21 protein-coding genes are annotated in these 24,010 nt (G+C 71.2%); 9 read left to right on the top strand and 12 right to left on the bottom strand.

Annotated elements, in window-relative coordinates:
• The first annotated feature begins 187 nt into the window (after positions 1-187).
• Positions 188-1,798, top strand: a complete 1,611-nt coding sequence (gene cimA / locus ACGFT1_RS19320; RefSeq protein WP_373910168.1) for a citramalate synthase — start codon at positions 188-190, stop codon at positions 1,796-1,798.
• Positions 1,799-1,849: 51 nt separating this feature from the next.
• Here cimA and ACGFT1_RS19315 read toward each other — a convergent pair whose 3' ends face one another.
• Together ACGFT1_RS19315 and ACGFT1_RS19310 are read right to left on the bottom strand one after the other, a co-directional pair.
• The gene (locus ACGFT1_RS19315; RefSeq protein ID WP_373910167.1) at positions 1,850-2,455 is read right to left on the bottom strand and encodes a GPP34 family phosphoprotein; all 606 of its coding nucleotides are present in this window, start codon (positions 2,453-2,455) and stop codon (positions 1,850-1,852) included.
• Between the two features lie 70 nt (positions 2,456-2,525).
• Positions 2,526-4,391 (bottom strand): ricin-type beta-trefoil lectin domain protein, encoded by a 1,866-nt coding sequence (locus tag ACGFT1_RS19310; protein ID WP_373910166.1) that lies wholly within the window; start codon positions 4,389-4,391, stop codon positions 2,526-2,528.
• Positions 4,392-4,515: 124 nt separating this feature from the next.
• On the opposite strand from ACGFT1_RS19310, the gene ACGFT1_RS19305 reads away from it, so the two are divergent.
• The 3 genes from ACGFT1_RS19305 (at position 4,516) to ACGFT1_RS19295 (ending at position 9,647) form a co-directional block, all read left to right on the top strand.
• Positions 4,516-7,527: a glycoside hydrolase family 3 N-terminal domain-containing protein gene (locus tag ACGFT1_RS19305; protein ID WP_373910165.1), complete on the top strand. Its 3,012-nt coding sequence runs from the start codon at positions 4,516-4,518 to the stop codon at positions 7,525-7,527.
• 65 nt (positions 7,528-7,592) lie between these two features.
• The gene (locus ACGFT1_RS19300; protein ID WP_373910164.1) at positions 7,593-8,990 is read left to right on the top strand and encodes a hypothetical protein; all 1,398 of its coding nucleotides are present in this window, start codon (positions 7,593-7,595) and stop codon (positions 8,988-8,990) included.
• Between the two features lie 63 nt (positions 8,991-9,053).
• Positions 9,054-9,647, top strand: a complete 594-nt coding sequence (locus ACGFT1_RS19295; RefSeq protein WP_373910163.1) for an NAD(P)H-dependent oxidoreductase — start codon at positions 9,054-9,056, stop codon at positions 9,645-9,647.
• 5 nt (positions 9,648-9,652) lie between these two features.
• On the opposite strand, the gene ACGFT1_RS19290 is transcribed toward ACGFT1_RS19295, so the two are convergent.
• Both ACGFT1_RS19290 and ACGFT1_RS19285 read right to left on the bottom strand, forming a co-directional pair.
• Positions 9,653-9,898, bottom strand: a complete 246-nt coding sequence (locus ACGFT1_RS19290; RefSeq protein WP_373910162.1) for a DUF397 domain-containing protein — start codon at positions 9,896-9,898, stop codon at positions 9,653-9,655.
• Positions 9,895-10,701, bottom strand: coding sequence for a helix-turn-helix domain-containing protein (locus ACGFT1_RS19285; RefSeq protein WP_373910161.1), 807 nt, complete (start codon positions 10,699-10,701; stop codon positions 9,895-9,897). Before ACGFT1_RS19285 ends, ACGFT1_RS19290 begins: the two co-directional genes overlap by 4 nt.
• A 112-nt stretch (positions 10,702-10,813) precedes the next feature.
• Here ACGFT1_RS19285 and ACGFT1_RS19280 point away from each other — a divergent pair, with 112 nt between their 5' ends.
• On the top strand, positions 10,814-11,233 hold the full coding sequence (locus tag ACGFT1_RS19280; protein ID WP_373910160.1) for an ATP-binding protein: 420 nt from the start codon (positions 10,814-10,816) through the stop codon (positions 11,231-11,233).
• Between the two features lie 136 nt (positions 11,234-11,369).
• Here ACGFT1_RS19280 and ACGFT1_RS19275 read toward each other — a convergent pair whose 3' ends face one another.
• A complete protein-coding gene (locus ACGFT1_RS19275) occupies positions 11,370-11,987 on the bottom strand; it encodes a YceI family protein (RefSeq protein ID WP_373910159.1) in 618 nt (205 codons plus the stop codon).
• Between the two features lie 216 nt (positions 11,988-12,203).
• On the opposite strand from ACGFT1_RS19275, the gene ACGFT1_RS19270 reads away from it, so the two are divergent.
• The 4 genes from ACGFT1_RS19270 (at position 12,204) to ACGFT1_RS19255 (ending at position 17,032) form a co-directional block, all read left to right on the top strand.
• On the top strand, positions 12,204-12,701 hold the full coding sequence (locus ACGFT1_RS19270; RefSeq protein ID WP_373910158.1) for a hypothetical protein: 498 nt from the start codon (positions 12,204-12,206) through the stop codon (positions 12,699-12,701).
• Positions 12,702-12,726: 25 nt separating this feature from the next.
• Positions 12,727-15,033: a polysaccharide lyase 8 family protein gene (locus ACGFT1_RS19265; protein ID WP_373910440.1), complete on the top strand. Its 2,307-nt coding sequence runs from the start codon at positions 12,727-12,729 to the stop codon at positions 15,031-15,033.
• 154 nt (positions 15,034-15,187) lie between these two features.
• The gene (locus ACGFT1_RS19260) at positions 15,188-16,783 is read left to right on the top strand and encodes an acyl-CoA carboxylase subunit beta (protein ID WP_373910157.1); all 1,596 of its coding nucleotides are present in this window, start codon (positions 15,188-15,190) and stop codon (positions 16,781-16,783) included.
• A gap of 57 nt (positions 16,784-16,840) precedes the next feature.
• Complete coding sequence (locus tag ACGFT1_RS19255) at positions 16,841-17,032, top strand: acyl-CoA carboxylase subunit epsilon (protein ID WP_361997141.1); 192 nt, start codon at positions 16,841-16,843, stop codon at positions 17,030-17,032.
• Between the two features lie 142 nt (positions 17,033-17,174).
• On the opposite strand, the gene ACGFT1_RS19250 is transcribed toward ACGFT1_RS19255, so the two are convergent.
• The 7 genes from ACGFT1_RS19250 to ACGFT1_RS19220 form a co-directional block, all read right to left on the bottom strand.
• Positions 17,175-17,756 (bottom strand): ATP/GTP-binding protein, encoded by a 582-nt coding sequence (locus ACGFT1_RS19250; RefSeq protein WP_029183992.1) that lies wholly within the window; start codon positions 17,754-17,756, stop codon positions 17,175-17,177.
• Positions 17,737-18,300 (bottom strand): DUF742 domain-containing protein, encoded by a 564-nt coding sequence (locus ACGFT1_RS19245; protein ID WP_373910156.1) that lies wholly within the window; start codon positions 18,298-18,300, stop codon positions 17,737-17,739. The genes ACGFT1_RS19250 and ACGFT1_RS19245 overlap by 20 nt, the downstream gene beginning before the upstream one ends.
• A gap of 97 nt (positions 18,301-18,397) precedes the next feature.
• Positions 18,398-18,811 (bottom strand): roadblock/LC7 domain-containing protein, encoded by a 414-nt coding sequence (locus tag ACGFT1_RS19240; protein ID WP_030948713.1) that lies wholly within the window; start codon positions 18,809-18,811, stop codon positions 18,398-18,400.
• Positions 18,812-18,821: 10 nt separating this feature from the next.
• On the bottom strand, positions 18,822-22,142 hold the full coding sequence (locus ACGFT1_RS19235; RefSeq protein WP_373910155.1) for a nitrate- and nitrite sensing domain-containing protein: 3,321 nt from the start codon (positions 22,140-22,142) through the stop codon (positions 18,822-18,824).
• Positions 22,143-22,530: 388 nt separating this feature from the next.
• Complete coding sequence (locus ACGFT1_RS19230) at positions 22,531-23,106, bottom strand: ATP/GTP-binding protein (protein WP_121786724.1); 576 nt, start codon at positions 23,104-23,106, stop codon at positions 22,531-22,533.
• The gene (locus ACGFT1_RS19225) at positions 23,087-23,485 is read right to left on the bottom strand and encodes a DUF742 domain-containing protein (protein ID WP_009190816.1); all 399 of its coding nucleotides are present in this window, start codon (positions 23,483-23,485) and stop codon (positions 23,087-23,089) included. Before ACGFT1_RS19225 ends, ACGFT1_RS19230 begins: the two co-directional genes overlap by 20 nt.
• A gap of 111 nt (positions 23,486-23,596) precedes the next feature.
• Positions 23,597-24,010, bottom strand: a complete 414-nt coding sequence (locus ACGFT1_RS19220; RefSeq protein WP_023546525.1) for a roadblock/LC7 domain-containing protein — start codon at positions 24,008-24,010, stop codon at positions 23,597-23,599.

The following is a 24,010-nucleotide window of genomic DNA, read 5'->3' as shown; positions in this document are numbered from 1 at the left end:
TCGTACGACCAGGTGCGGGTGGCCACCGTCGTCCTCGACCCGCGCGCATACCTCTCGCACCCGCGAGGGGTTTTTTCGTTTTCCGGCCCACCCGCAGCCGGCGGCGGAGCGCGAGGGACCATGGGAGGAACGGTGGAGCCGGTCATTCCGGTAAAGACCGAAGATCCACAACAGGAGCCTTGAGATAATGACCGAGACGGCTACCAGCAGGCTCGACGACTCGTTCCACGTCTTCGACACCACGCTGCGCGACGGCGCGCAGCGCGAGGGCATCAACCTCACCGTCGCGGACAAGCTCGCGATCGCCCGGCACCTGGACGACTTCGGCGTGGGCTTCATCGAGGGCGGCTGGCCCGGCGCGAACCCCCGCGACACCGAGTTCTTCGCCCGGGCCCGGGAGGAGATCGACTTCCGGCACGCCCAGCTGGTCGCCTTCGGCGCCACCCGCCGCGCCGGCGCCACGGCCGCCGAGGACCCGCAGGTGAACGCGTTGCTCGACTCCGGCGCCCCGGTGATCACCCTGGTCGCCAAGTCGCACGACCGGCACGTGGAACTGGCGCTGCGCACGACCCTGGACGAGAACCTGGCGATGGTGCGCGACACCGTGTCGTACCTGCGCGGCCAGGGCCGCCGTGTCTTCGTCGACTGCGAGCACTTCTTCGACGGCTACCGTGCCAACCCGGAGTACGCGAAGGCGGTCGTCCGTACGGCCGCCGAGGCCGGCGCCGACGTCGTCATCCTCTGCGACACCAACGGCGGCATGCTCCCCGCCCAGGTCCACGCGGTCGTCGCCACCGTCCTCGCCGACACCGGCGCCCGGCTCGGCATCCACGCCCAGGACGACACCGGCTGCGCGGTCGCCAACACCCTCGCCGCCGTCGACGCGGGCGTCACCCACGTCCAGTGCACGGCCAACGGCTACGGCGAGCGCGTCGGCAACGCCAACCTGTTCCCGGTCGTCGCGGCCCTGGAACTGAAGTACGGCAAGCAGGTGCTGCCCGAGGGCAAGCTTCGTGAGACGACCCGCATCTCCCACGCCATCGCCGAGGTCGTCAACCTCACGCCGTCCACCCATCAGCCCTACGTCGGCGTCTCGGCGTTCGCGCACAAGGCCGGCCTGCACGCCTCCGCCATCAAGGTCGACCCGGACCTGTACCAGCACATCGACCCCGAACAGGTCGGCAACACCATGCGCATGCTGGTCTCCGACATGGCGGGCCGCGCCTCGATCGAGCTCAAGGGCAGGGAACTCGGCATCGACCTGGGCGGCGACCGGGAACTGGTCGGCCGGGTGGTCGAGCGCGTCAAGGAACGCGAACTCAGGGGCTACACCTACGAGGCCGCGGACGCCTCGTTCGAGCTGCTGCTGCGCGCCGAGGTCGAGGGCAGGCCGCTGAAGTACTTCGACGTCGAGTCCTGGCGCGCGATCGTCGAGGACCGGCCCGACGGCACCCACGCCAACGAGGCCACGGTCAAGCTGTGGGCCAAGAGCGAGCGGATCGTCGCCACGGCCGAGGGCAACGGCCCGGTCAACGCCCTCGACCGCGCGCTGCGGGTCGGGCTGGAGCGGATCTATCCCCAGCTCGCCCGGCTGGAGCTGGTCGACTACAAGGTCCGCATCCTGGAGGGCAAGCACGGCACCCAGTCCACCACCCGCGTCCTGATCTCCACGTCCGACGGCTCGGGCGAGTGGTCCACGGTCGGCGTGGCCGAGAACGTCATCGCCGCCTCCTGGCAGGCGCTGGAGGACGCGTACACGTACGGCCTGCTGCGGGCGGCCGTGGAACCGGCGGAGTAGCAACCGCGCCCGCCCGCTCCGGGGATCGCCACGGCGCCGCTCCGGGGATCGCTACGGTGCCCGCCAGATGTTGTCGAAGGCGATGTTCTCGATGCGGCGCCGTTCGCGCACGGCCTCCAGTTCCGTCACCGCGTCGCCGACCGCGGCCAGCACGGTGATGACCGCCTCGTCGCCGGGCTCGTCACCGGCCGGCCGGTCGTCCTGGATGCCCAGGGCCGTGGCGAGGCCGGTGAGGACCGGGTCGCGGGACTCCCAGCGGTCGCCGGCGTGGCGGCGGGCCGCGGTGTCGGCGGGCGCGGCGGCCCCGGCACGGCGCGGCAGCCAGCGGTTGCCGCGCCTGCCGTCCAGCTGCCCCGCGGCCTCCAGGGTGTCGTGGTAGGCCACGGCCAGGCCCTCTCCCCGCCGCCACAGCCAGTCCGCGACCGTCTCGTGCGGCCCCTCCCGGACGAGAGCCGCCCCCGCCTCGTCCAGCATCCGGTCGCCCGTGGTCAGCACCGGCCCCGGGACGATGCGCTCGCCGTCCAGGGTCAGTGCCCGGACGCCGAGCAGGTCGATCAGCTCCGCCCCGGCGAGCGCGAGCGACAGGTCACCCTGCTCGACCGGGTGCTCGCCGGGGACGTCCAGCGTGACGAGGAAGAGATCCTGCGGTGTGGTCATACCCCCACGATGGTCCGCGGGCGGCCGATTCGCAGCACGGCACACCGTCCGCGTCCGGCAAAGGTCCCCGTCACCTCAGTGTCCACTTCTGGTTCGCGGCTCCGGTGCACGACCAGATCTGGATCCGGGCCCCGCTCGCCGGCGAGTTGTCCGTGACGTCGAGGCACTTGCCGGCCGCCGTGTTCACCACGTCGCCCGTGGCCGCGTCGTACGACCACCGCTGGGCGCCGGTGCCGTTGCAGTCGTACAGCTGGACCTTGGCTCCGTCGGCCGTCGAAGCCGACGTCACGTCCAGGCACTTGCCGAGCGCCTGCACCGCCCCGTCGGCCGTCAGCGTCCACTGCTGGGCGGCGGAGCCGTTGCAGTCGTAGAGCTGCACCGCGGTGCCGTTGGCGGCCGAACCGCCTGCCACGTCCAGGCACTTGCCGGCGAGCCCGGTGAAGGCCCCGCTCCGGCCGCCGCCGCCGGACTGGGTGCCGGACCAGGTGAAGGTCGCCGAGGTGCGGCCGGGCAGCGAGTAGGTGGCGTGCTGGGAGCCCCAGTTCACCGTCACCGTGCGGGCCGACGAGGAGCCGTTGTAGGCGATCAGCGCCTTGCTGCCGTCGGGGTTGCGCCAGGCCACGTTGGGCACCGCGGTGGAGGCGGTGGAGGCGATCCGCTGGGCGCCGGGGCGGACGAACTTCGTGAGGTGGCCCATGGTGTAGTACTCGACGGTGTAGTCGACGGACCCGCTCGCGCCGTCCCCGTTGTGCACGGTGATCAGCCCCGTGCAGGTGCCGCAGCCGCCGTTGTGCGGGCCCATGTTCTGGTCCACGGCGAGCGACCACTTGGTGACCGACTTCGCCCAGTTGCGGGTGTAGTCGATGATGTTGGTCATGTCCTCGCGCTGCTGGTCGGCGATCCAGGTGCCGCCGGAGTGCTCGGTGCCGAAGGCGTCCAGGGTGGGGTACTGGTCGTGCACGGCCGCCTGCTTGGTGACGTCGCCGCCGTAGCCGTGCCAGGCGATGCCGCCGAAGTTGGGGTGGTTGCGCACGGCCGGGTCGTTCACGGTCTGGGCGGCGTAGGAGTCGTAGACGTCCCAGTTCCAGTCGTGGGCCAGCACCTTCGTGGTGAGGCCGGCCGCCTGGAGCTTCGGCAGCAGTTCGTTCTTGGTGAAGTAGGTGAGGCCGTCGGCGTTCCAGCTCATCGACGGGTAGCCGGAGCAGCAGGTCGGCTCGTTCTGCGCGGTGACGTACGAGACGTTGACGCCCTGGTCGCGGTAGCCCTGGAGGTACTTCACGAAGTACGAGGCGTACGCCCCGTAGTCCTCGGCCTTGAGCCAGCCGCCGTTGAGCGAGCCGCTGTCCTTCATCCAGGCCGGCGCCGTCCACGGGGAGGCCATCACGGTCAGCGACGGGTTCAGCTGGAGGGCCTGTCGGGTGAGCGGGACGACGTCGGCCAGGTCGTGGGCGAGGGTGAACTTCGCCAGCGCCGGGTCGCTCTGCCCGGCGGGCACGTCGTCGTAGGTGTAGCCGTAGCGGGCGAGGTCGGAGGCGCCCATCGGGTTGCGCAGGAACGACAGGCCGATGCCGTCGGTGGGGGAGAACAGCTTGCGCATGGTTGCGTCCCGGGTCGCCTGGGACAGTGCTCCGCTGCTGTTCATGAGCCAGGCCGCGGTGTCCGTGAACGAGGCGCCGCCGCCGGTGAAGGTCTGGTAGCGGGTGTTCTCGTCCACGGTGATGTTCTCGCCGGCGCCGCCCGTCCCGGACTGGAAGGCGAACGGGGTCTGGGGCGCCAGGCCGCGGACGACGTGCCGTCCTCCGGAGTCGTCGGTGGTGGTGAGCCAGGCCGTGACCTGTTCACCGGCGGCGTGCGCGGGGGGCACGGCGGCGGTGACGCCGGCGGCGGAGAGCAGTCCGGCGAGCAGCAGCCGGACGGTGCGGGGGGTTCTCCTCATGGTGCGTCGCTCTTCCTGTAGGGGGCGAAGGAGCTGACGGGCCGTCTTGACGGGGTTGGGGGCCCCTAGTTAACTCACGGCGTGATCTAAGTCCTGAGTGAACCAGAGAGCCGAGGGAAGGTAAATGCGAAGAACCGCCCTGCTCGCTTCCGCCGCACTCCTTGCCGGTCTGCTGCCCTGGGCGACCGCGCACGCCGCGGACGCACCAGCTCCCGTCCCCGTCGACCGCTTCGAGGGCGAGGTCCCCTTCGCCTCCCAGCCCGCCGAGGGCATCTTCACCTGGGGCGGCGACGCCGACGACCCACCCGCCCTCCGGCTCACCGGCCGCGCCGACGCCCCCGAGGGCGGCAAGGTCCTCACCGGCACCTACGACATCAGCGGCTACGGAGGCTTCACCCACGACTTCGCCGCCACCGCGCCCGCCCACGACTGGTCCGCCCACCGGGGCATCCGCTTGTGGTGGGACGGCCGGAACAACGGCAAGAAGATCGTCTTCGAGATCAAGGACGGCGGCGCCGGCGGCGAGGCCTCCGAACTCTGGAACACCTCCTTCACCGACGACTTCACCGGCTGGAAGCAGATCGAGCTTCCCTTCACCGACTTCGCCTACCGCACCGACTACCAGCCCGTCGGCGGCATCGACCACGTCCTCGGCCTCAAGGAGATGTGGGGCTACGCCGTCACCCTCCCGCCCGGCGCCAAGGGCGACTTCGCCCTGGACGACGTAAAGTTGTACGGCACGGCCGACCCGTCGCTGAACGCCGCCGTCACCACCGACGCACCCCTCTACCCGGTCAGGGAGGGCGGGACGGCCAGGGTGAAGGTCACCGTGGCCACCACCGGCTCCCAGCCCCTCACCGCCCCGGTCACCGTCGCCTACGCCACCGCCGGCGGCACCGCGGACCCCGGCGGCGACTACACGCCCGTCTCCGGCACCCTCACCTTCCCGGCCGGCACCGCGTCCGGTACCGCGCGGACCGTCGAGGTGCCCACCCGCCGGGACCGGACGGCCGAACCCGCCGAGACCGTCCCCCTGAGGCTCACCGTCACCGGCGCCAAGGCCCCCGCCGAGACCCCGCAGATCGTCCTCGACGCCCACGGACTTCCCTACCTGGACGCGAGGTTGCCGGTGAAGAGGCGGGTGAAGGACCTGCTGAGCCGCATGTCCCTGGCCGAGAAGGCCGGCCAGATGACCCAGGCCGAGCGCGGCGCGGTGGGCCGGGGGAGCGACATCACCGCCTACGCCCTCGGCTCCCTGCTCTCCGGCGGCGGCTCCACGCCCACGCCCAACACCCCCGATGCCTGGGCCCGGATGATCGACGGCTTCCAGCTCCGCGCGCAGGCCACCCGCTTCCAGATCCCGCTGATCTACGGCGTCGACGCCGTGCACGGGCACAACAACCTGTCCGGCGCCACGGTCATGCCGCACAACATCGGCATCGGCGCGACCCGTGACCCGGAACTCGCCGAACGGACCGGCTCGGTGACGGCCGCCGAGGTCCGCGCCACCGGCGTCCCCTGGGACTTCGCACCCTGCCTGTGCGTGAGCCGCGACGAACGCTGGGGCCGCGCCTACGAGTCCTTCGGTGAGGACCCGGCCCTCGTCGAGTCCATGGAGACCGTCATCCAGGGCCTCCAGGGCCGCGCCGACGGACGGGACCTGAAGCGCGACGACAAGGTCCTCGCCACGGCCAAGCACTTCGTGGCCGACGGCGGCACCGCGTACGGCTCCTCGACCACGGGCACGTACACCATCGACCAGGGCGTCACCCATGTCACCCGCGAGCAGCTGGCGGACATCCACCTGGCGCCGTACCGCACGGCCGTCGACCGGGGCGTCGGCACGGTCATGCCGTCGTACTCCTCCCTGGACATCGCCGGTGACGGCAAGGGCGCGGTGAAGATGCACGCCCGCGGCGACATGATCAACGGTGTGCTCAAGGACCGGCTGGGCTTCGACGGCTTCGTCATCAGCGACTGGAACGCCATCGACCAGCTCCCCGGCGACTACGCGTCCCACGTCCGCACGTCCGTCGACGCGGGCCTGGACATGATGATGGTGCCGTACGGCTACAAGGACTTCACCGCCACGCTCACCGACCAGGTGCGGGCGGGCCGGATCGGCGAGGCCCGGATCGACGACGCCGTCTCCCGCATCCTCACCCAGAAGTTCCGCCTCGGCCTCTTCGAGCACCCGTACGCCGACACGAGCGGCGCCGCGCGGATCGGCTCGCCCGCACACCGCGAGGTCGCCCGCCGGGCCGCCGCCGAGTCGCAGGTGCTGCTGAAGAACGCGGGCGGCCTGCTGCCGCTGAAGAAGTCGCAGAAGGTGTACGTCGCCGGGTCCAACGCCGACGACATCGGCAACCAGACCGGCGGCTGGACCCTCACCTGGCAGGGCGCCTCCGGGAACACCGTGCCCGGCACGACCATCCTCCAGGGCCTGCGCGCGGCGGGCGGGGACGTCACCTACTCCAAGGACGCCTCCGCCCCGACCGGCGGCTACGACGCCGGTGTGGTCGTCGTCGGCGAGACCCCGTACGCGGAGGGTGTCGGCGACGTCGGCAACGGCCACGACCTGCGGCTGTCCGCCGCCGACCAGGCCGCCGTGGACAAGGTCTGCGCGGCCATGAAGTGCGCGGTGCTGATCGTCTCGGGCCGCCCGCAGCTCCTCGGCGACCGGCTGGAGGGGATCGACGCCCTGGTCGCCTCCTGGCTGCCCGGCACCGAGGGCGAGGGCGTCGCCGACGTCCTCTACGGCCGCCGCCCCTTCACCGGGCAGCTCCCCGTCACCTGGCCGAAGTCGGAGGCGCAGCTGCCGATCAACGTCGGTGACGCGTCGTACGACCCGCAGTACCCCTACGGCTGGGGCCTGACCACCCTCACCCGGGTCCCGAAGGGTTCCGCGGCCACCCTGCGCTCCCTCGCCGCCCGGGCGGCGGCGGCCGAACGCCACGGCGACGACCGGGCCGGCCGCACCCTGGTCGACACGGCGCGGCTGCTCGTCCAGCGCGAGGCGGACGGCCATGTCACCGAGGCCGTGGCCAAGCCCTTCGCCGACGCCGACCACCTGCTCCTGACCGGCAGGTACGGGAAGGCGGTGGAGAAACTGGCGGAGGCCTACCGCGCCGCCTGAGGCCACAGCGGTACGAATGAACGGTGCGGGGGAGGCCCCGGGGACTTTCGGGGTACTTTCGGAGTATGAAGGCCGTGCTGCGGACCCGGAGTCTCCCCGCCCTGCTGCTGGCCGTCCTGGCCCTGATGGCGGCGACCGCGTTCGCGCCCGCGGCCAGGGCGGACAGCAGCGTCTCCACCATCGCCCGGGCTCTGCGCGAGAGCCCCGTCTACGTCGACCCGGCGGCCAGGGACCAGCTGTCCGCCGCGGACGCCGACACGCTCGCCCGGCGGATCAAGGACGCGGACAAACCCGTGTTCGTCGCCGTCCTCCCGGCCGGCTACCCCACCGCGGACCTCTTCTACCACCTGCGCGCCGCGACCGGGATCACCGGCCTCTACGGCATCCGCCTCGGCGACCGCTTCGACGCCCGCGCCGACGAGAGCGTCATGTCGGTCACGGCCCGGAAGAACCTGGTCGGCAGCGTCCAGGGTGAGGACGCCAAGGCTCAGCTGACCGATTTCACCGACCGCGCCCTGGCCAACATGGGCGGCCACGCCCCGGAGAGCTGGGGTGGCTCGGACGGCGGCGGCGGCGTCTCCGACACGGGGCTGATCACGGCCGGCGTGGTGGTGGTGGCCGGCGGCGCGGGCGCGTACGCGCTGGTCCGCCGCAACCGCCGCCGCCGCGAGGAGGAGCAGCGGGCCGCCCTGGACCGGCTGCGGGTCGTCGTGGACGAGGACATCACCGCCTTCGGCGAGGAACTGGACCGCCTGGACTTCCGGCCCTCCGAACCGGGCGCCGACGACGCGATGCGCGCCGACTACGCGAGCGCCCTGGACGCCTACGAGACCGCGAAACAGCGCATGGCCGCGGCCCGCCGCCCGGAGGACGTCCGGACGGTCACCGAGGCCCTGGAGGACGGCCGCTTCTCCCTCGCCCGGCTGGCCGCCCGCCGCGAGGGCCGCCCCCTGCCGGAACGCCGCCCGCCGTGCTTCTTCGACCCCCGCCACGGCCCCTCGGTCACCGACGCCACCTGGACCCCGCCCGGCGGCGCGCCCCGCCAGGTCCCGGTGTGCGCGGCCGACGCCACCCGGCTGGCCGACGGCCTCGACCCCGCGGTCCGCGAGGTCGACACCGAGTACGGCCGCCGCCCCTATTGGGACGCGGGCCCGGCCTACGGCCCCTGGGCGGGCGGCTACTTCGGCGGCGGCCTGCTGCCCGGCCTCCTCGTCGGCACCGTGCTGGGCGGCATGATGGCCGGCCCCGCGTACGCCGCCGACTACGGCACCGGGTACGGCGACTTCGGCGGTGGCGGGTTCGACGGCGGCGGCTTCCAGGGCGGCGACGTCTCCGGCACCGACTTCGACCCCGGGGACTTCGGCGGCGGCTTCGGTGACGGCGGAGGCGATTTCGGCGGCGGCGGAGACTTCGGCGGCGGTGGCGGTGGCGGCGGGGGCGGAGACTTCGGCGGCGGGTTCTAGGGCAGGCCCTGGCGGGCGGCGCGCCGATCGGGGAGGATCAGGCGTCGATCAGGGGGAGGGATCATGCGTGTCGGGGTCTACCTGGCGCATCCGCGTCCGGGCAGCTTCAACCACGCGGTGTTCGACGCCGTCGTGCGGGAACTGGGCGACCGGGGGTGCGACGTGCTCGCGCACGACCTGTGCGCCGAGGGCTTCGCACCCGTGCTGACCGCCGACGAGACGGAGACGGTCCGGTCGGCCGCCCCCGCCCGTGACGCGCTGGTGGAGCTGCACCGGGCCGAGGTGGCCACCCTCGACGCCCTGGTGCTGGTCCACCCGAACTGGTGGGGCATGCCGCCCGCCGTCCTCACCGGCTGGGTGCAGCGCGTCCTCGTGCCCGGCGTCGCCTACAAGCTGGGCACCGCGGACGGAGAGCCCGCCGGGCTGCTGAGGGCCGGCCGGGCACTCGTCCTGAACACCTCGGACACCCCGGCCGACCGCGAGGACGACGAGTTCGGCGACCCGCTGCAGAGGATCTGGGCGGCGTGCGTCCTGCCGTACGTGGGTGTCGCCGACGTCCGCCGAGTCGTCTTCCGCACGGTCACCGACTCGGCCGACGAGACGCGCGCGTCCTGGCTGTGCCAGGCACGCCGGGAGGCCGCCGCGCTGCTGGTCTGACCGTGTCAGCGGGCGAGGCCGTCCAGGAACTCGCTCCAGGTGGCGGGGGAGAGGGTGAGGACCGGCCCGGCGGGAGCGGCCTTGGAGTCACGGATGTGGACGGCGGCGGGGTGGGCGGCCACCTCGACGCAGTTGCCGCCCTCGCTACTGCTGTAGCTGGACTTGCGCCAGGTGCAGGCGAGTTCGAGACAGTCACCTCCCTGGCTGCCGCTGTAGCTGGACTTGAACCACGCCAATGCTGCGGTGTTCATGACTCTCCTAGCAGTCCGTTCAGCAGGCGCACGCTCTCGTCCGGTGAGAGGGCCTGTGACCGCAGCATTCCATACTGGAGGTGATAGTCGCTGACCTCATCGGGATCGGTGACCAGAAAGCTGGCGCGCTGCACTTCGAGGTAGACCAAGCGCTCGTATTCGGGCGTCTCCAGCAGCACCACGGGTCCGTCGAGGCATGCGTGTGGCGTTCGGTTCTCCGGCATGATCTGGAAGCTCATGTGGACTGGCTTGGTGTACTCCAGAATCTGCCGGATCTGCTCCCGCATCACCTCCGGGCCCCCGACCTCTCGCCGCAGGATGCTCTCCTCCAGGACGAAATGCCCGACGGGAGGCCGTTGCCGCTGCCAGATCAACTGCCGTTCCAGGCGGGCGTTCACCCACTGCTCGGCGGTCTCGCTTCCGAGCGCCGGATAGCGATAGTCGAAGACGGCTCGACAGTAATCCCGGGTCTGAAGGAGTCCTGGAACCACCAGGCTTTGGTACGAGAGGACACTCACCGCCTCCTGCTCATGGTCGACCAACCCTTGCGCGAACTGAACGATCTTCTCCCGCACCGGCAGCTTCTCCAGCAGCACGGTTAACGCCCCACCCGTCTCCAACACCTCGTCGAACTGCTCGGCCCGGTACGGCTGGAGGGCCAGCCGCCCCTGTTCGATGGAGGCCACGGTGTCGACGTGGAGGTGTACGCGCTCGGCCAACGCCTCCTGCGAGAGGCGGGCCTTCTTCCGGTAGTGCGCCACCAGCGCGCCGACCGCCTGCCAGGTACCGACTTTCTTGGGCATGCGTCTGCGATTCCCCCGTGCCGAGCGGAAGTCCTCGTAGTGGAGTCGTAGAGGATGTCTCTACGACCTCACCCGGTGGTCCACCGTAGTCACGCACCGTGACCCTCGTCGCATGAACCAGGAAACCCAACCCCTCGAAACACGCGTCGCGTTCTTCCGGAAGGACCGCAGGTCGGTCGGGTCGGCGCGGCAGTTCACCCGGGCGGTGCTCACGGACTGGCGGCTGCGGCGGCGGGCGGAGGACGTGCTGCTGTGCGTCAGCGAGCTGGCGACCAACGCGCTGCTGCACGGCGTGCCGCCCGGCCGGGGTTTCTCCGTGCGGTTCGACCTCGCGCGGGGCGAGGACCGGTTGCGGATGGAGGTGCACGACAGCGGCCCGGGCATCGTCCGGCTCCGTGAGGCGGACCCGGAGTCGGAGGGCGGCCGGGGACTGCTGCTCGTGGCGGCGCTGGCGGACAAGTGGGGGGTGGGGGAGCGCAATCCGGGCAAGGTCGTGTGGTGCGAGTTCGAGGTGCGGGCCGGTCGCGCCTGAGCCGAGGGCCGCGTGATCCCCGGGCGAGCACTCCGGTCGCCGGGCACGCCGGAGCGCCCGCCCTCTCCTTGGGGGGAGTGGAGGGCGGGCGCGCTCAGGGGGCGAGTGCTCCGAAGTCGGCTGGGCCGCCGGAGGCTCAGGCGTTCTTGATGGCCGAGATGTCGAAGGCCAGCTTGATCTTGTCGGACACCAGGACGCCGCCGGTCTCCAGCGCCGCGTTCCAGGTGAGGCCCCACTCGGAGCGCAGCAGTTCGGTCTTGCCCTCGAAGCCGACGCGCTCGTTGCCGAACGGGTCCGTGGCGGAGCCGTTGAACTCCAGGTCAAGGGTGATCGACTTGGTGACGCCGAGCAGGGAGAGGTCACCGGTGACGCGGTAGTCGTCGCCGCCGAGCGCCTCCGCCTTGGTGGAGCGGAAGGTCATGACCGGGAACTCCTCGATCCGGAAGAAGTCGGCCGACTTCAGGTGGCCGTCGCGGTCGGCGTTGCCGGTGTCGATGCTCTCCATCCGGATGTCGAGCGTGGCGGTGGACCTGGACGGGTCGGCGCCGTCCAGGTGCAGGGTGCCGGTGAAGTCCTGGAAGCCGCCCGTGACGTTGGTGATCATGGCGTGCCGGGCGACGAAGCCGATCGTGCTGTGGCTCGGATCGATCGTGTAGTCGCCGCTCAGCGCGGTGAGGTCGGCGCCGGCGGTGGCCTGCGGAGCGGGGGCGGCGATGGTGGCGGTGGCGGTGGCCTTGCGGCTGAAGATACCCATGACGAGCTCCTTGGTTGAACGTTGAACTAGCTGACGACCCTGAAGATAGACCTATTCTGTTGAGGATTCAACATAATCCCCCGGGTGATCGTCCGGACGCGAAGAGTGATGCCGTACGCCCTCTGGCGCGGTCGCGGAGCGCTCGGGCACCATCTGGCTGCACCACCTGCACAGCCGCCCCCCACGACACACGGCCCACCGCAGGAAGGCAGCCCCATGAAGGTCCGCTCCGCCCTGACCGCGCTCGCCCTGGTCGTCGCCCCCGGCGTCGCCGTCCTCGGCACCGCGACCGACGCGTTCGCCGTCACGAAGATCAGTCAGGCGACCGCCACCCAGATGTTCCGCAGCGCCGGCATCACCTGGTCGTCCTCCGGTAACTGCTCCGACCGGAACAACTCCACCTGTACGTCCTTCGAGCAGCTCAACCTCGCCACCGCCCAGGGCGCCCAGACCCTCAAGGCGGCCAGCGGCTGCGCCCTCAACATCACCGGCGGCACCGAGACCGGCCACGCCTCCGGCACCTACTCGCACTGGAACGGCTACAAGCTCGACTACGGCAAGAACACGTGCGTGACGTCGTACATCAAGAACAACTTCACGTACATCGGACTGCGCGGCGACGGCTATCCGCAGTGGCAGTCCGGCTCCGGAAACGTCTACGCCGACGAGGGCAGCCACTGGGACGCGCTCTACTACAACTGCGGCGGCTGCTGAGCCGGAGAGGGCGGTGACCGGCCCCATGGGCATGACCCGACGCACACTGCTGCTGGCCGCCGCCCTCGCCGCCGCCCCCGCGCCCGGCGCGCGGGCGGCGGCCGGCGACCCGTACGACGCCCTGCGCCGCCGCTGGCTGGCCATCGCGCTCGGCGCGGGCTACGACCCGGGCGCCGAGCCCTACGCCTCCCGGCTGGCGGAACTCGGCGCGCGGGCACGGGACTTCCGGGCCACCATGGCCCCCGCCCCGGCCTCCCTCTGGCCCGGCCACCCCTTCGATCCGCCGTCGGGCATCACCTTCTCCTACGGCCGCCTGTGGACCATGGCCCAGGCCCACGCGCAGGACGGCACCGGCTCCACCGGCGACCCCGGCCTCCTCGCCGACGTGCTCCGCGGCCTCGACCACCTCTCCGCCACCGTCTACCACCCCGGCACCACCCCCTACGGCAACTGGTGGGAGTGGCAGATCGGCAGCCCCCGCCTCCTCATGGACATCACGGCCGCCCTGTACGGCCCGCTCGGCCCGGACCGCGTCGCCGCGGCCTGCGCGGCCGTCGGCCACTTCCTGCCGGACAGCCTGCTCACCGACTACTCCGGCACCTCCACCGGCGCCAACCGCGTCGACCTGTGCCGTTCGGTGGCCCTGCGCGGCCTCCTCGGCCGGGACCCGGGCCGGATCTCCCTCGCCCGGGACGCGCTCTCGCCGGTCTTCCCGTACGTCACCCGGGGCGACGGCCTCTACGCCGACGGCTCCTTCGTCCAGCACACCTCGGTCGCCTACACGGGCACCTACGGGCAGGTCCTGCTCGACGGCCTCGGGCGGTTGCTCGCGTTGCTCGCCGGCTCGGAGTGGGAGGTGACGGACCCGGCCCGGCGGAACGTCCTGGACGCCGTCGAACACGCCTGCGCGCCCCTGATCCACGACGGGCTGGTGATGGACTGCGTCAACGGCCGCGCCATCAGCCGGGGCCGCTCGCGGGGCGACGACCCGGAGGTCGTGCGCAGCGACCACTACCACGGGCACGCCCTGATCGCGGCCGTCGCCCTCCTCGCGGGCGGCGCGGACACGGCCGAACGGGAGCGGTGGCACGGGCTCGTCAGGGGCTGGATCGAGCGCGACACCGTGGTCCCCGTGCTGACCTCGCCCCAGTTCGGCGTCGCCGACCTCGCGCGGCTGCACGCCGTCGCCCAGGCCCCCGGCCCCGCCACCCCCGAACCCCTCGGCCACCGCCTCTTCCCGGCCATGGACCGCGCCGTCCACCGAGCCCCCCGCTTCACCGCCGCCCTCGCCATGGCGAGCGACCGCATCGCGCACTACGAGTGCGGCAACGGCGAGAACCCGCGCGGCTGGCACACCGGCTCCGGCATGCTCTCCTGGTGGCCCCGGGGCGCCGGTGACCAGTACACGGACTGGTACTGGCCCACCGTCGACTGGTACCGGCTGCCCGGCACCACCGTGTCCACCCGGCGGCTCGCCGACCGGGCCGGCGGCGAGTGGGGCGCCCCCCGGCCCGACGTGCGCTGGGTCGGCGGCACCACCGACGGCACGTACGCGGCCGTCGGCCAGCACCTCAAGGGCCTCGGCTCCACCCTGGAGGCCCGAAAGTCCTGGTTCTTCCTGCCCGACGCCGTCGTCTGCCTCGGCGCCGGGATCGACTGCGCCGACGGCGTCCCGGTCGAGACGGTCGTGGACAACCGCAACCTCGGCGAGGGGGGCACCCAGCGCTTCGTACGCGGCCGGAACTGGGCGCACCTCGCGGGCCACGGCGGCTGGGTCCTGCTCGGCGACGGCGAGCTGCGCACCCTGCGCGAGGACCGCACCGGCGCCTGGTCCGACATCAACACCACCGGCGACGACGAGCGGCGCACCCGGCGCTGGCAGACCCTGTGGCTCGACCACGGCACCGACCCGTCCGGTGCCCGGTACGCCTACGTCGTCCTGCCCGGTGCCTCCCGCGCCGGGACCGCCGCCCGGGCCGCCGACCCGCACCGGCTGTCCGTCCTCGCCAACGACACCACCAGCCAGGCCGTCGCCGTACCCCGGCTGGGGCTGACCGCGGCCACCTTCTGGCAGGCCGGTACGGTGGGGGAGCTGACCGTCTCCGCCGGCGCGAGCGTGCTCGTCGTCCGCCGGGGCCGCGCGGCCACCCTCTGCGTCAGCGAGCCGCCCCGCACCGGAGTCCCGCTGGAACTCGTCTGGGACCGTCCGGTGCGTGCCGTCGTACGGGCCGGGGACGGGGTCGAGGTCCTTTCGGCCGACGGCCGTCTGAGGCTCCGTGTCACTCCGGGGATGGCATGTTCCACCCACGAATGTGAGGTGGCTCTCAGGTGATGTCTTTGTGGCACACCTACAACTGTCCGGCCTCCTGAGCAGTCGGAACGGCTGCATGCGGGGATGGTTCTGTTCACTGGTACCAGGAAAACGGGCCGGAGACTGTGCAGAGTCAACGGCTCGCTTTCCTTGGTCTCCTTCGTATGGTCACTACATGACCGTTTTGGAAGAGACGACGGGTGAGCCGACCGGCGAGCCGACGGACGCGCGCGGGCGGGTCGCCGAGCTGCACGAGATTCGTGCGCAGGCCGTCGCCGGCCCCAGCGAGAAGGCGACCGAGGCGCAGCACGCCAAGGGCAAGCTGACGGCGCGGGAGCGGATCGAGCTGCTCCTCGACCCCGGGTCCTTCCAGGAGGTCGAGCAGCTGCGCCGGCACCGGGCGACCGGCTTCGGCCTGGAGGCCAAGAAGCCGTACAGCGACGGTGTCATCACCGGCTGGGGCACGGTGGAGGGCCGTACGGTCTTCGTCTACGCCCACGACTTCCGGATCTTCGGCGGAGCGCTCGGCGAGGCCCACGCCACCAAGATCCACAAGATCATGGACATGGCCATCGCGGCCGGCGCCCCGCTGGTCTCCCTCAACGACGGCGCGGGCGCCCGCATCCAGGAGGGCGTCAGCGCCCTCGCCGGTTACGGCGGCATCTTCCAGCGCAACACCAAGGCGTCCGGCGTCATCCCGCAGATCTCCGTGATGCTCGGCCCGTGCGCGGGCGGCGCGGCCTACAGCCCCGCCCTGACGGACTTCGTCTTCATGGTCCGCGAGACCTCCCAGATGTTCATCACCGGCCCGGACGTCGTCAAGGCGGTGACGGGCGAGGAGATCACCCAGAACGGCCTGGGCGGCGCGGACGTCCACGCGGAGACCTCCGGCGTCTGCCACTTCGCGTACGACGACGAGGAGACCTGCATCGCCGAGGTGCGCTACCTCCTCTCGCTCCTCCCGCAGAACAACCGCGAGAACCCGCCCCGGGTGGACTCCTCCGACCCGCTGGACCGCCGCGGCGACGTCCTGCTCGACCTGGTCCCGGCGGACGGCAACCGGCCGTACGACATGGCCAAGGTCATCGAGGAGATCGTCGACGACGGCGAGTACCTGGAGGTCCACGAGCGCTGGGCCCGCAACATCATCTGCGCCCTCGCCCGTCTCGACGGCCAGGTCGTCGGCATCGTCGCCAACCAGCCCCAGGTGCTGGCGGGCGTCCTGGACATCGAGGCGAGCGAAAAAGCTGCGCGCTTTGTCCAGATGTGTGACGCTTTCAATATCCCGATCGTCACGTTCCTGGACGTCCCCGGGTTCCTCCCCGGTGTCGACCAGGAGCACGGCGGAATCATCCGCCACGGCGCGAAGCTGCTGTACGCCTACTGCAACGCGACCGTGCCGAGGATTTCGCTCATCCTGCGCAAGGCGTACGGAGGTGCCTACATCGTCATGGACTCCCAGTCGATCGGCGCCGACCTCACCTACGCCTGGCCGACGAACGAGATCGCCGTGATGGGCGCGGAAGGCGCGGCCAACGTCATCTTCCGCCGGCAGATCGCCGAGGCCGAGGACCCCGAGGCCATGCGCCAGAAGATGGTCAAGGAGTACAAGGCCGAGCTGATGCACCCCTACTACGCGGCCGAGCGCGGCCTGGTCGACGACGTCATCGACCCCGCGGAGACCCGCGAGGTCCTGATCAGGTCCCTGGCGATGCTGCACACCAAGCACGCCGACCTGCCCTCGCGCAAGCACGGCAACCCCCCGCAGTAACCCAGCGGACCCGCCGCGGCAACCCCGCGGACCTCTCTCTGACGGAGACTGACATCCATGAGCACTCCTGACATCCGCGTCGAGAAGGGCCACGCCGAGCCCGAGGAAGTCGCCGCCATCACGGCCGTCCTCATGGCCCGCGCCGCCGCCCGCCCCGCGCCGTCGGCCACGCACCGAGCCCGTGCCAAGGCGGGCTGGCGCCGCCTGGAACGCGAACCCGGCTTCCACGCCCCGCACAGCTGGCACTGAGCCCGTACGTCCCGAAGGGGGCCCACCCGCCCGGGTGGGCCCCCTTCGGCGTGCCGGGGCCGGGGCGACATGCGGACAAAGGGGGGTGCCCTCTCCGATCCGGAGAGGGCACCCCCCTTGGTCCACCGACCGCGCGGCAGTGCTATCGCAGGCGCGCCATCAGGGCGTGCTCGACCAGGGTGATGAGTGCCGACTTGGCGTCCGCGCGGTGGCGGGCGTCCGTGGTGATGATCGGGGTGTCGGGGCCGATCTGGAGGGCCTCGCGGACCTCGTCCGGCGAGTACGGCTGATTGCCGTCGAAGCCGTTGAGGGCGATGACGAACGGCAGGCCGCTGTTCTCGAAGTAGTCGACCGCGGGGAAGCAGTCGGCGAGGCGCCGGGTGTCCACGAGGACGATCGCGCCGATCGCGCCGCGGACCAGGTCGTCCCACATGAACCAGAAGCGGTCCTGGCCGGGGGTGCCGAACAGGTACAGGATCAGGTCCTGGTCCAGGGTGATACGGCCGAAGTCCATGGCCACCGTGGTGGTGGTCTTGTCCCCGGTGTGGGTCAGGTCGTCGATGCCGGCCGAAGCGGACGTCATGACGGCCTCTGTGCGCAGCGGGTTGATCTCCGAGACGGCGCCGACGAACGTGGTCTTGCCCACGCCGAAGCCGCCCGCCACCACGATCTTCGCGGAGGTGGTGGAGCGGGAAGGACCGCCGCTAGAGCTTGCGAAGTCCACTGAGCACCCTTTCGAGCAGTGTCACGTCTGGCTGGCCACCGGCGTTCTCGTCGCCGCCGGGCTGATGGATGGCGACCAGGCCCGCCTCCGCCAAGTCGGCGACGAGAATCCTGGCCACGCCGAGGGGGATCGTCAGGAGGGCCGAGACCTCGGCCACCGACTTGATCTCCCGGCACAGGTTGCAGATCCGCTGATGCTCGGGCAGCTGGCCCTGCATCTGGTGCGGAGCGGCGGTGGTGTGCACCAGTGCCTCGATGGCGAGCTGGTAGCGCGGGCGGGTCCGGCCGCCGGTCATGGCGTACGGACGCACCAGGGGGTTGTTCGCCGCCGGGGCCGGCTCGGGGCGGCGCTGCGGCTGTACCGGCTGGATGCGCGGGGCCGGGGGCTGGTCGTACGGGGACGGTCCCGGGCCCTGCGGGGCGTACGGCTGCCGGTGGCTGGGAGCGGAGGGGAAGTTGTACCCGTTCGCCGAGCCGTCGCCCTGACCCTGGGCAGGGCCGTACGACCAGTTGCCCGAAGACGAACTGCCTGGGGGTGTTGCCACTTTCTCCTCCTCCTACTGCGCCGGGCGCCCAAAAAAACTGTGGAGCCGCGTCCCGAAACCTTACGGCCCCGGGACACGCAAACGCACCGTCCGATTACTAGTTGAGAAGGCTGCCCTGGAGCTCCGCGCGGAGATCCGGGGTCAGGACCGTGCCCGCGCGGTCCACCAGCAGCGCCATCTCGTACCCGATGAGGCCGATGTCCGCTTCCGGGTGGGCCAGGACCGCGAGCGACGAACCGTCGGAGATGGACATGAGGAACAGGAATCCCCGCTCCATCTCCACAACCGTCTGGTTCACGCTCCCGCCCTCGAAGATGCGCGAGGCACCGGCGGTCAGCGAGGTCAGACCGGAGGCGACGGCAGCGAGCTGGTCGGCGCGGTCACGGGGGAAGCCTTCGGACATCGCCAGAAGGAGTCCGTCGGCGGAGACCACCACCGTGTGGGACACCCCCGGGGTGTTGTCCACGAAGTTGGTGATCAACCAGTTCAGGTTCTGTGCCGCCTGGCTCATCGGGCTCACACTAACGCTCCTGGTTGTAGGTGCTGTCAGGGCCACCGTGCTGATCGGTGGTTGCCTGGCCGTTCGATTCACTGCCTGCGCTGCGTCCGCGCTGGACGCCCCGGCGCAGGTTGCTCAGCCTGCCCCGGACGTCCTCCGGAGCGCGGGAGACCTGTGGGCCGCCCTGGGGGGTGTTCTCGGCGGCGCCCTCGACCAGGTTGGCCTTGGGTACCCGCCGCGGCAGGCCGGAGGCGGTGACCCCGCCCGCCTTGGGCTTGCGGAGCTGGGCGGCCTGCTGCCAGCGCTCGTCGTTCGCCGAGCGCCAGTCGGCGTTACCGCCCACCGCCGGTGCCTTCGAAGCATCGGCCGGTGCGGGAGCGGGCGTCTCCTGCCGCGCCCGCGCCGTGCCGTTCGCGGAGCCGGCGCCCTGCGGGCCGCCCGCGGCACCGCGGCGCGGCAACCCGGCCTCGGTCAGCGGGGGCGCGGCGGCGGAGGCCGTGTCCGGACGGTCGAAGCCTACGTGGTTCCGCTCACTCGCGTCAGCGGCCTGTGGGGCTTCCGCTTCCGGAGCGTACTGGTCCGGGTAGCCGTTCTGGTAGCCGTCCTGCTGCGGCCAGTCGTCCTGGTAGGACGGGGCCTGAGCCGGTTCCGCGTACGCGGACGAGGGCTCGCCGTAGCCGCCGTTCGGGGAGAAGCCGTCGTTCTGCTGCTGCTCGGCTTCCGGCGCGTAGTACTGCTCGTCGTACGGCTTCTCGTACGACCCCGAGTACGTCTCCTGGTACGGCTGTTCCTGGTACGCCTGCGGGGCCTGGTACTGCTGCTGCTCCTGGTACGGCTGCTCCTGGTAGGAGGTCTGCTGCCGTTCCCCGTACGCGGACTCCTCGTACGGCGACTGCTGCGGCTGCTCCCGGTAGGACTGCTGCTGCTGCTGTCCCTCGAAGCGCGGGTCCCCGTAACCGGCTGTGTCCTGCTGCGGCTCGGCGGGACGCTCGTCGGGGGACGGGGTCTCCAGGGCGGCGCGCCGCCCCTCCCGCATCAGGGAGCGGCCGACGGGGTCCAGGTCACGGGCGTCGTCGGGGACCTCGGTGTACCGACTGTCGTCGAAACCGAGTTCGGCGGCGGTACGCAGCTGTTGCTGCTGCTGTTGCGGGGCGAAGCTCTCACCCTGGAACTGCTGTTCCGGGATGATCTGCGAGACGGTGAACTCCTCGCGGTCCAGCGGGACCTCGCCGCCACCACCGTGCGTGATCGCGTCCGGCAGCATGACCAGCGACGTCGTACCGGCCTGTTCGCCGGAGGGACGCAGCTGGACGCGGATGCCGTGCCGGTCGGACAGCCGACCGACCACGAACAGGCCCATGCGCTGGGAGATCGCGGCATCCACGGTCGGGGGGTTGGCCAGCTTGTGGTTGATGTCCGCGAAGTCCTCGGCCGTCAGGCCGATGCCCTTGTCGTGGATCTCGACCATGACGCGGCCGTCGGGCAGCCGGGTCGCCGTGACACGCACCTTGGTCTGCGGGGAGGAGAACGTGGTGGCGTTCTCCAGCAGCTCGGCCAGCAGGTGCACGAGGTCGGTGACCGCGCGGCCGTGGATCTCGGCCTCCGGCACGCCCGACAGCTCGATGCGCTCGTACTGCTCCACCTCGGAGGAGGCGGCGCGCAGCACGTCGACCAGCGGGACCGGCTGGTCCCAGCGGCGGCCGGGCTCCTCGCCGGCGAGGACCAGGAGGTTCTCGCCGTTGCGGCGCATACGGGTCGCGAGGTGGTCCAGCCGGAAGAGGTTCTCCAGCTGGTCCGGGTCGGCCTCGTTGTTCTCCAGGTCGGTGATCAGGGTCAACTGGCCCTCGATCAGCGACTGGTTGCGGCGCGAGAGGTTGGTGAAGATCGCGTTGATGTTGCCCCGCAGCAGCGCCTGCTCGGAGGCGAGCCGCACCGCCTCGCGGTGGACCTGGTCGAAGGCGCGGGCGACCTCGCCGATCTCGTCCTTGGTGGTGATGGGGATCGGCGCCACCCGGGTGTCGACCCGTCCGGGGTCGGTGCGGGACAGCTGGTCGACCAGCATCGGCAGCCGCTGCTCGGCGATGCCGAAGGCGGCGTTGCGCAGCTGGCGCATCGCGCGGCTCATCTGGCGGGCCACCAGGCCGGCCAGGATGAACGCGGCCAGCAGGGCGATGACGACCACGGCACCCGTGATGAACGCCGAGGTCTTGGCGTCGTCGGCGATGCCCGACGCCTCGTTCACGGCCCGGTCCGCCATGGCGGACTCGATCTGGCGGTAGGCCTTGTACTTCAGCGTGTTCAGCGCCCACCAGTTCTCGGCGGTGATACCGCCCTGGGCGAGCCCCTGACGGGTGACCTCGCTGGTGTCCTTCATCGTGGCCAGCGCGCCGACGAACTTGGACGGGTCGGCCGGCGGGGCGACGTACCTCGGGTTGCGCCCCTTGGCCTCCTCGGCCAGCGCGGCGGCGTCCGACTTGATCTTCGTCTCGGCGTCGGTCAGCCGCTGCGCGTCGGCCTCGGTGCCACCACCTATGTACTCCTCCCGGGCGATGCGCTCCAGGTAGGTGTACGAGGACAGGGAGACCCGCTGGGTCGCCAGGTTCGGCGCGTCGGGACCGGGGTTGACCAGCAGATGGGTGCCGATCGACCGCTCCAGCGACAGGGCCGCCTTGGTCAGCGACATCGCGTAGACGGTGCGGCCGTAGGAGGTGATGTTGCCGGTGCCCAGGCCGAGTTCGTTGGCGAACTCCATCAGGGGGTGCGCGAGGGTGACGTACCCCTCCTCCGTCTCCACACCGTGCATCTTGGAGGTGTACGCGGCCTGGCGCAGCGTCGCCAGCTGGGGCTCGGCCTCGCGGAACAGCTTCAGCCGGCGCACCAGGCCCGACGTGCGCGGCATGCTCTTGGTCGCCTCGGTGAACGTGACGGCGGCCTGGTCCGTGGCCTTGCGGGCCGTGTCGACGGTCTGCTTGGCGGCGGCGTCCTTCTTGTGCTGGAGCAGGGGAGCCGCGGAGACGTCCCGCTCGTTCTCCAGGGCGTCGGCGTAACCGAGGGCGGCGCGCACCAGACGGGCGGTGCTCTCGGCGTCACGGGCCTGCTGCCAGGTGTCGATGGAGTTCTTCACCTGGAAGCCGCCCATGACGAGGCCGACCATCACGGGTATGAGCAGGATCGCGTTCAGACGGGTGGGTACCCGCCAGTTCCGCGGGGAGAGACGGCCGCCGCTGGACACGGGAGTGGCCGACGGCTCCGCTCCGGGCGCGGGGGTGGGCGCCGCAGCGCGCGGCGGCGGGGTGAAGTTGCCCCGCGCCGACGGCTCGGGACCGTTCTTGCTTCGCCTCACTCGACCAACAACCTTCCGGCGGTCGGCACCTTCGTCGTGCCGCAGTCTCTCAGAACCCGGTTCGTCATCGACCACTCAGTACGCACTCAGTACGTCTTTGACCATTGGGCAGTTCAGGCATTCCAGCACGTGGACCAGTGCACATCCAAACACTGCAAATTCGGTAGTGGTGCAGTTGTAAACGCAAGATAAAACGGTCATAAAGAGCGAGCCCCGCCAAAAGGCGGGGCGTTCGTGCGCGCAGCGGCACCACGCGACCGCGTCGCGTGGCGGGACCGGACGATTCCTCTGCCGAACTGTTATGAACGCCGGAGCCGACCGTGTCTAAGGCCACAGCCGGCTCCGGAACCTTCACGGCAACTGCCCTGTCGCCCGTCGTGTCCGAGTGCTATCGCAGGCGAGCCATCAGGGCGTGCTCGACCAGGGTGATGAGTGCCGACTTGGCGTCCGCGCGGTGGCGGGCGTCCGTGGTGATGATCGGGGTGTCGGGGCCGATCTGGAGGGCCTCGCGGACCTCGTCCGGCGAGTACGGCTGGCTGCCGTCGAAGCCGTTGAGGGCGATGACGAACGGCAGGCCGCTGTTCTCGAAGTAGTCGACCGCGGGGAAGCAGTCGGCGAGGCGCCGGGTGTCCACGAGGACGATCGCGCCGATCGCGCCGCGGACCAGGTCGTCCCACATGAACCAGAAGCGGTCCTGGCCGGGGGTGCCGAACAGGTACAGGATCAGGTCCTGGTCCAGGGTGATGCGGCCGAAGTCCATGGCCACCGTGGTGGTGGTCTTGTCCCCGGTGTGGGTCAGGTCGTCGATGCCGGCCGAAGCGGACGTCATGACGGCCTCTGTGCGCAGCGGGTTGATCTCCGAGACGGCGCCGACGAACGTGGTCTTGCCCACGCCGAAGCCGCCCGCCACCACGATCTTCGCGGAGGTGGTGGCCCGACCCGTGTCAGAGCTTGCGAAGTCCACTGAGCACCCTTTCGAGCAGCGTCACATCAGGAGCGCCGCCGTTGTTCTCGTCGCCACCCGGCTGATGGATGGCGACCAGGCCGGCCTCGGCGAGGTCGGCGACCAGGATCCGGGCCACTCCGAGCGGCATGGCCAGCAGCGCGGAGACCTCCGCGACCGACTTGACCTCGCGGCACAGGTGGCAGATCCGCTGATGCTCAGGGAGCAGTCCCATGAGCGCTGCCGGATCGGCCGTGGTGCTGATCAGCGCCTCGATGGCCAGCTGATACCGCGGCCGGGTCCGGCCGCCGGTCATCGCGTACGGCCTTACCAGCGGCTGATCGCCCTCATCTCCGTACGGCTCCGCGTACGGATCATGATGAGCGGTGGGCGGGGTCATGAATCCTCCGGGCGGGACAGCAAGTCGGTCAGTCAAGCCGTCTGACGGGGCCGGTGGGGGGATTGTGGCGGCCGGACGGTGTTTTTGTGAGGTGGGTGGTGCTGCGGGCGGTCAGTGAAGCAGACTGCCCTGGAGTTCGGCGCGCAGGTCCGGGGTGAGTACCGCACCCGCGCGGTCGACGAGCAGTGCCATCTCGTAGCCGACGAGGCCGATGTCGCACTCGGGATGGGCCAGAACCGCGAGGGACGACCCGTCCGAGACGGACATCAGGAAGAGGAACCCGCGTTCCATCTCGACGACCGTCTGCGCCACCGTGCCGCCCTCGAAGATCCGGGACGCCCCGGCCGTCAACGAGGTCAGCCCGGACGCGACGGCCGCCAGCTGGTCGGCGCGGTCCCGCGGGAAGCCTTCGGACATCGCCAGCAGAAGGCCGTCGGCGGAGACCACCACTGTGTGGGACACCCCGGGGGTGTTGTCCACGAAGTTGGTGATCAACCAGTTCAGGTTCTGTGCCGCCTGGCTCAT

This window comes from Streptomyces sp. Y20 (assembly GCF_043195475.1).
Classification (GTDB): domain Bacteria; phylum Actinomycetota; class Actinomycetes; order Streptomycetales; family Streptomycetaceae; genus Streptomyces.
The sequence above is the reverse complement of the archived record's forward strand: the minus strand, read 5'-3'. Positions and strand labels throughout refer to the sequence as shown.

Excerpts from the sequence above, each read along its gene's own strand:
- ACGFT1_RS19300 (WP_373910164.1), top strand. The coding sequence starts at position 7,593 with ATGAAGGCCGTGCTGCGGACCCGGAGTCTCCCCGCCCTGCTGCTGGCC.
- ACGFT1_RS19305 (WP_373910165.1), top strand. The coding sequence starts at position 4,516 with ATGCGAAGAACCGCCCTGCTCGCTTCCGCCGCACTCCTTGCCGGTCTG.
- ACGFT1_RS19240 (WP_030948713.1), bottom strand. The coding sequence starts at position 18,811 with ATGAGCCAGGCGGCACAGAACCTGAACTGGTTGATCACCAACTTCGTG.
- ACGFT1_RS19265 (WP_373910440.1), top strand. The coding sequence starts at position 12,727 with ATGGGCATGACCCGACGCACACTGCTGCTGGCCGCCGCCCTCGCCGCC.
- ACGFT1_RS19220 (WP_023546525.1), bottom strand. The coding sequence starts at position 24,010 with ATGAGCCAGGCGGCACAGAACCTGAACTGGTTGATCACCAACTTCGTG.
- ACGFT1_RS19260 (WP_373910157.1), top strand. The coding sequence starts at position 15,188 with ATGACCGTTTTGGAAGAGACGACGGGTGAGCCGACCGGCGAGCCGACG.
- ACGFT1_RS19290 (WP_373910162.1), bottom strand. The coding sequence starts at position 9,898 with ATGAACACCGCAGCATTGGCGTGGTTCAAGTCCAGCTACAGCGGCAGC.
- ACGFT1_RS19255 (WP_361997141.1), top strand. The coding sequence starts at position 16,841 with ATGAGCACTCCTGACATCCGCGTCGAGAAGGGCCACGCCGAGCCCGAG.
- ACGFT1_RS19225 (WP_009190816.1), bottom strand. The coding sequence starts at position 23,485 with ATGACCCCGCCCACCGCTCATCATGATCCGTACGCGGAGCCGTACGGA.
- ACGFT1_RS19285 (WP_373910161.1), bottom strand. The coding sequence starts at position 10,701 with ATGCCCAAGAAAGTCGGTACCTGGCAGGCGGTCGGCGCGCTGGTGGCG.
- cimA (WP_373910168.1), top strand. The coding sequence starts at position 188 with ATGACCGAGACGGCTACCAGCAGGCTCGACGACTCGTTCCACGTCTTC.
- ACGFT1_RS19270 (WP_373910158.1), top strand. The coding sequence starts at position 12,204 with ATGAAGGTCCGCTCCGCCCTGACCGCGCTCGCCCTGGTCGTCGCCCCC.
- ACGFT1_RS19310 (WP_373910166.1), bottom strand. The coding sequence starts at position 4,391 with ATGAGGAGAACCCCCCGCACCGTCCGGCTGCTGCTCGCCGGACTGCTC.
- ACGFT1_RS19280 (WP_373910160.1), top strand. The coding sequence starts at position 10,814 with ATGAACCAGGAAACCCAACCCCTCGAAACACGCGTCGCGTTCTTCCGG.
- ACGFT1_RS19315 (WP_373910167.1), bottom strand. The coding sequence starts at position 2,455 with ATGACCACACCGCAGGATCTCTTCCTCGTCACGCTGGACGTCCCCGGC.
- ACGFT1_RS19295 (WP_373910163.1), top strand. The coding sequence starts at position 9,054 with ATGCGTGTCGGGGTCTACCTGGCGCATCCGCGTCCGGGCAGCTTCAAC.
- ACGFT1_RS19275 (WP_373910159.1), bottom strand. The coding sequence starts at position 11,987 with ATGGGTATCTTCAGCCGCAAGGCCACCGCCACCGCCACCATCGCCGCC.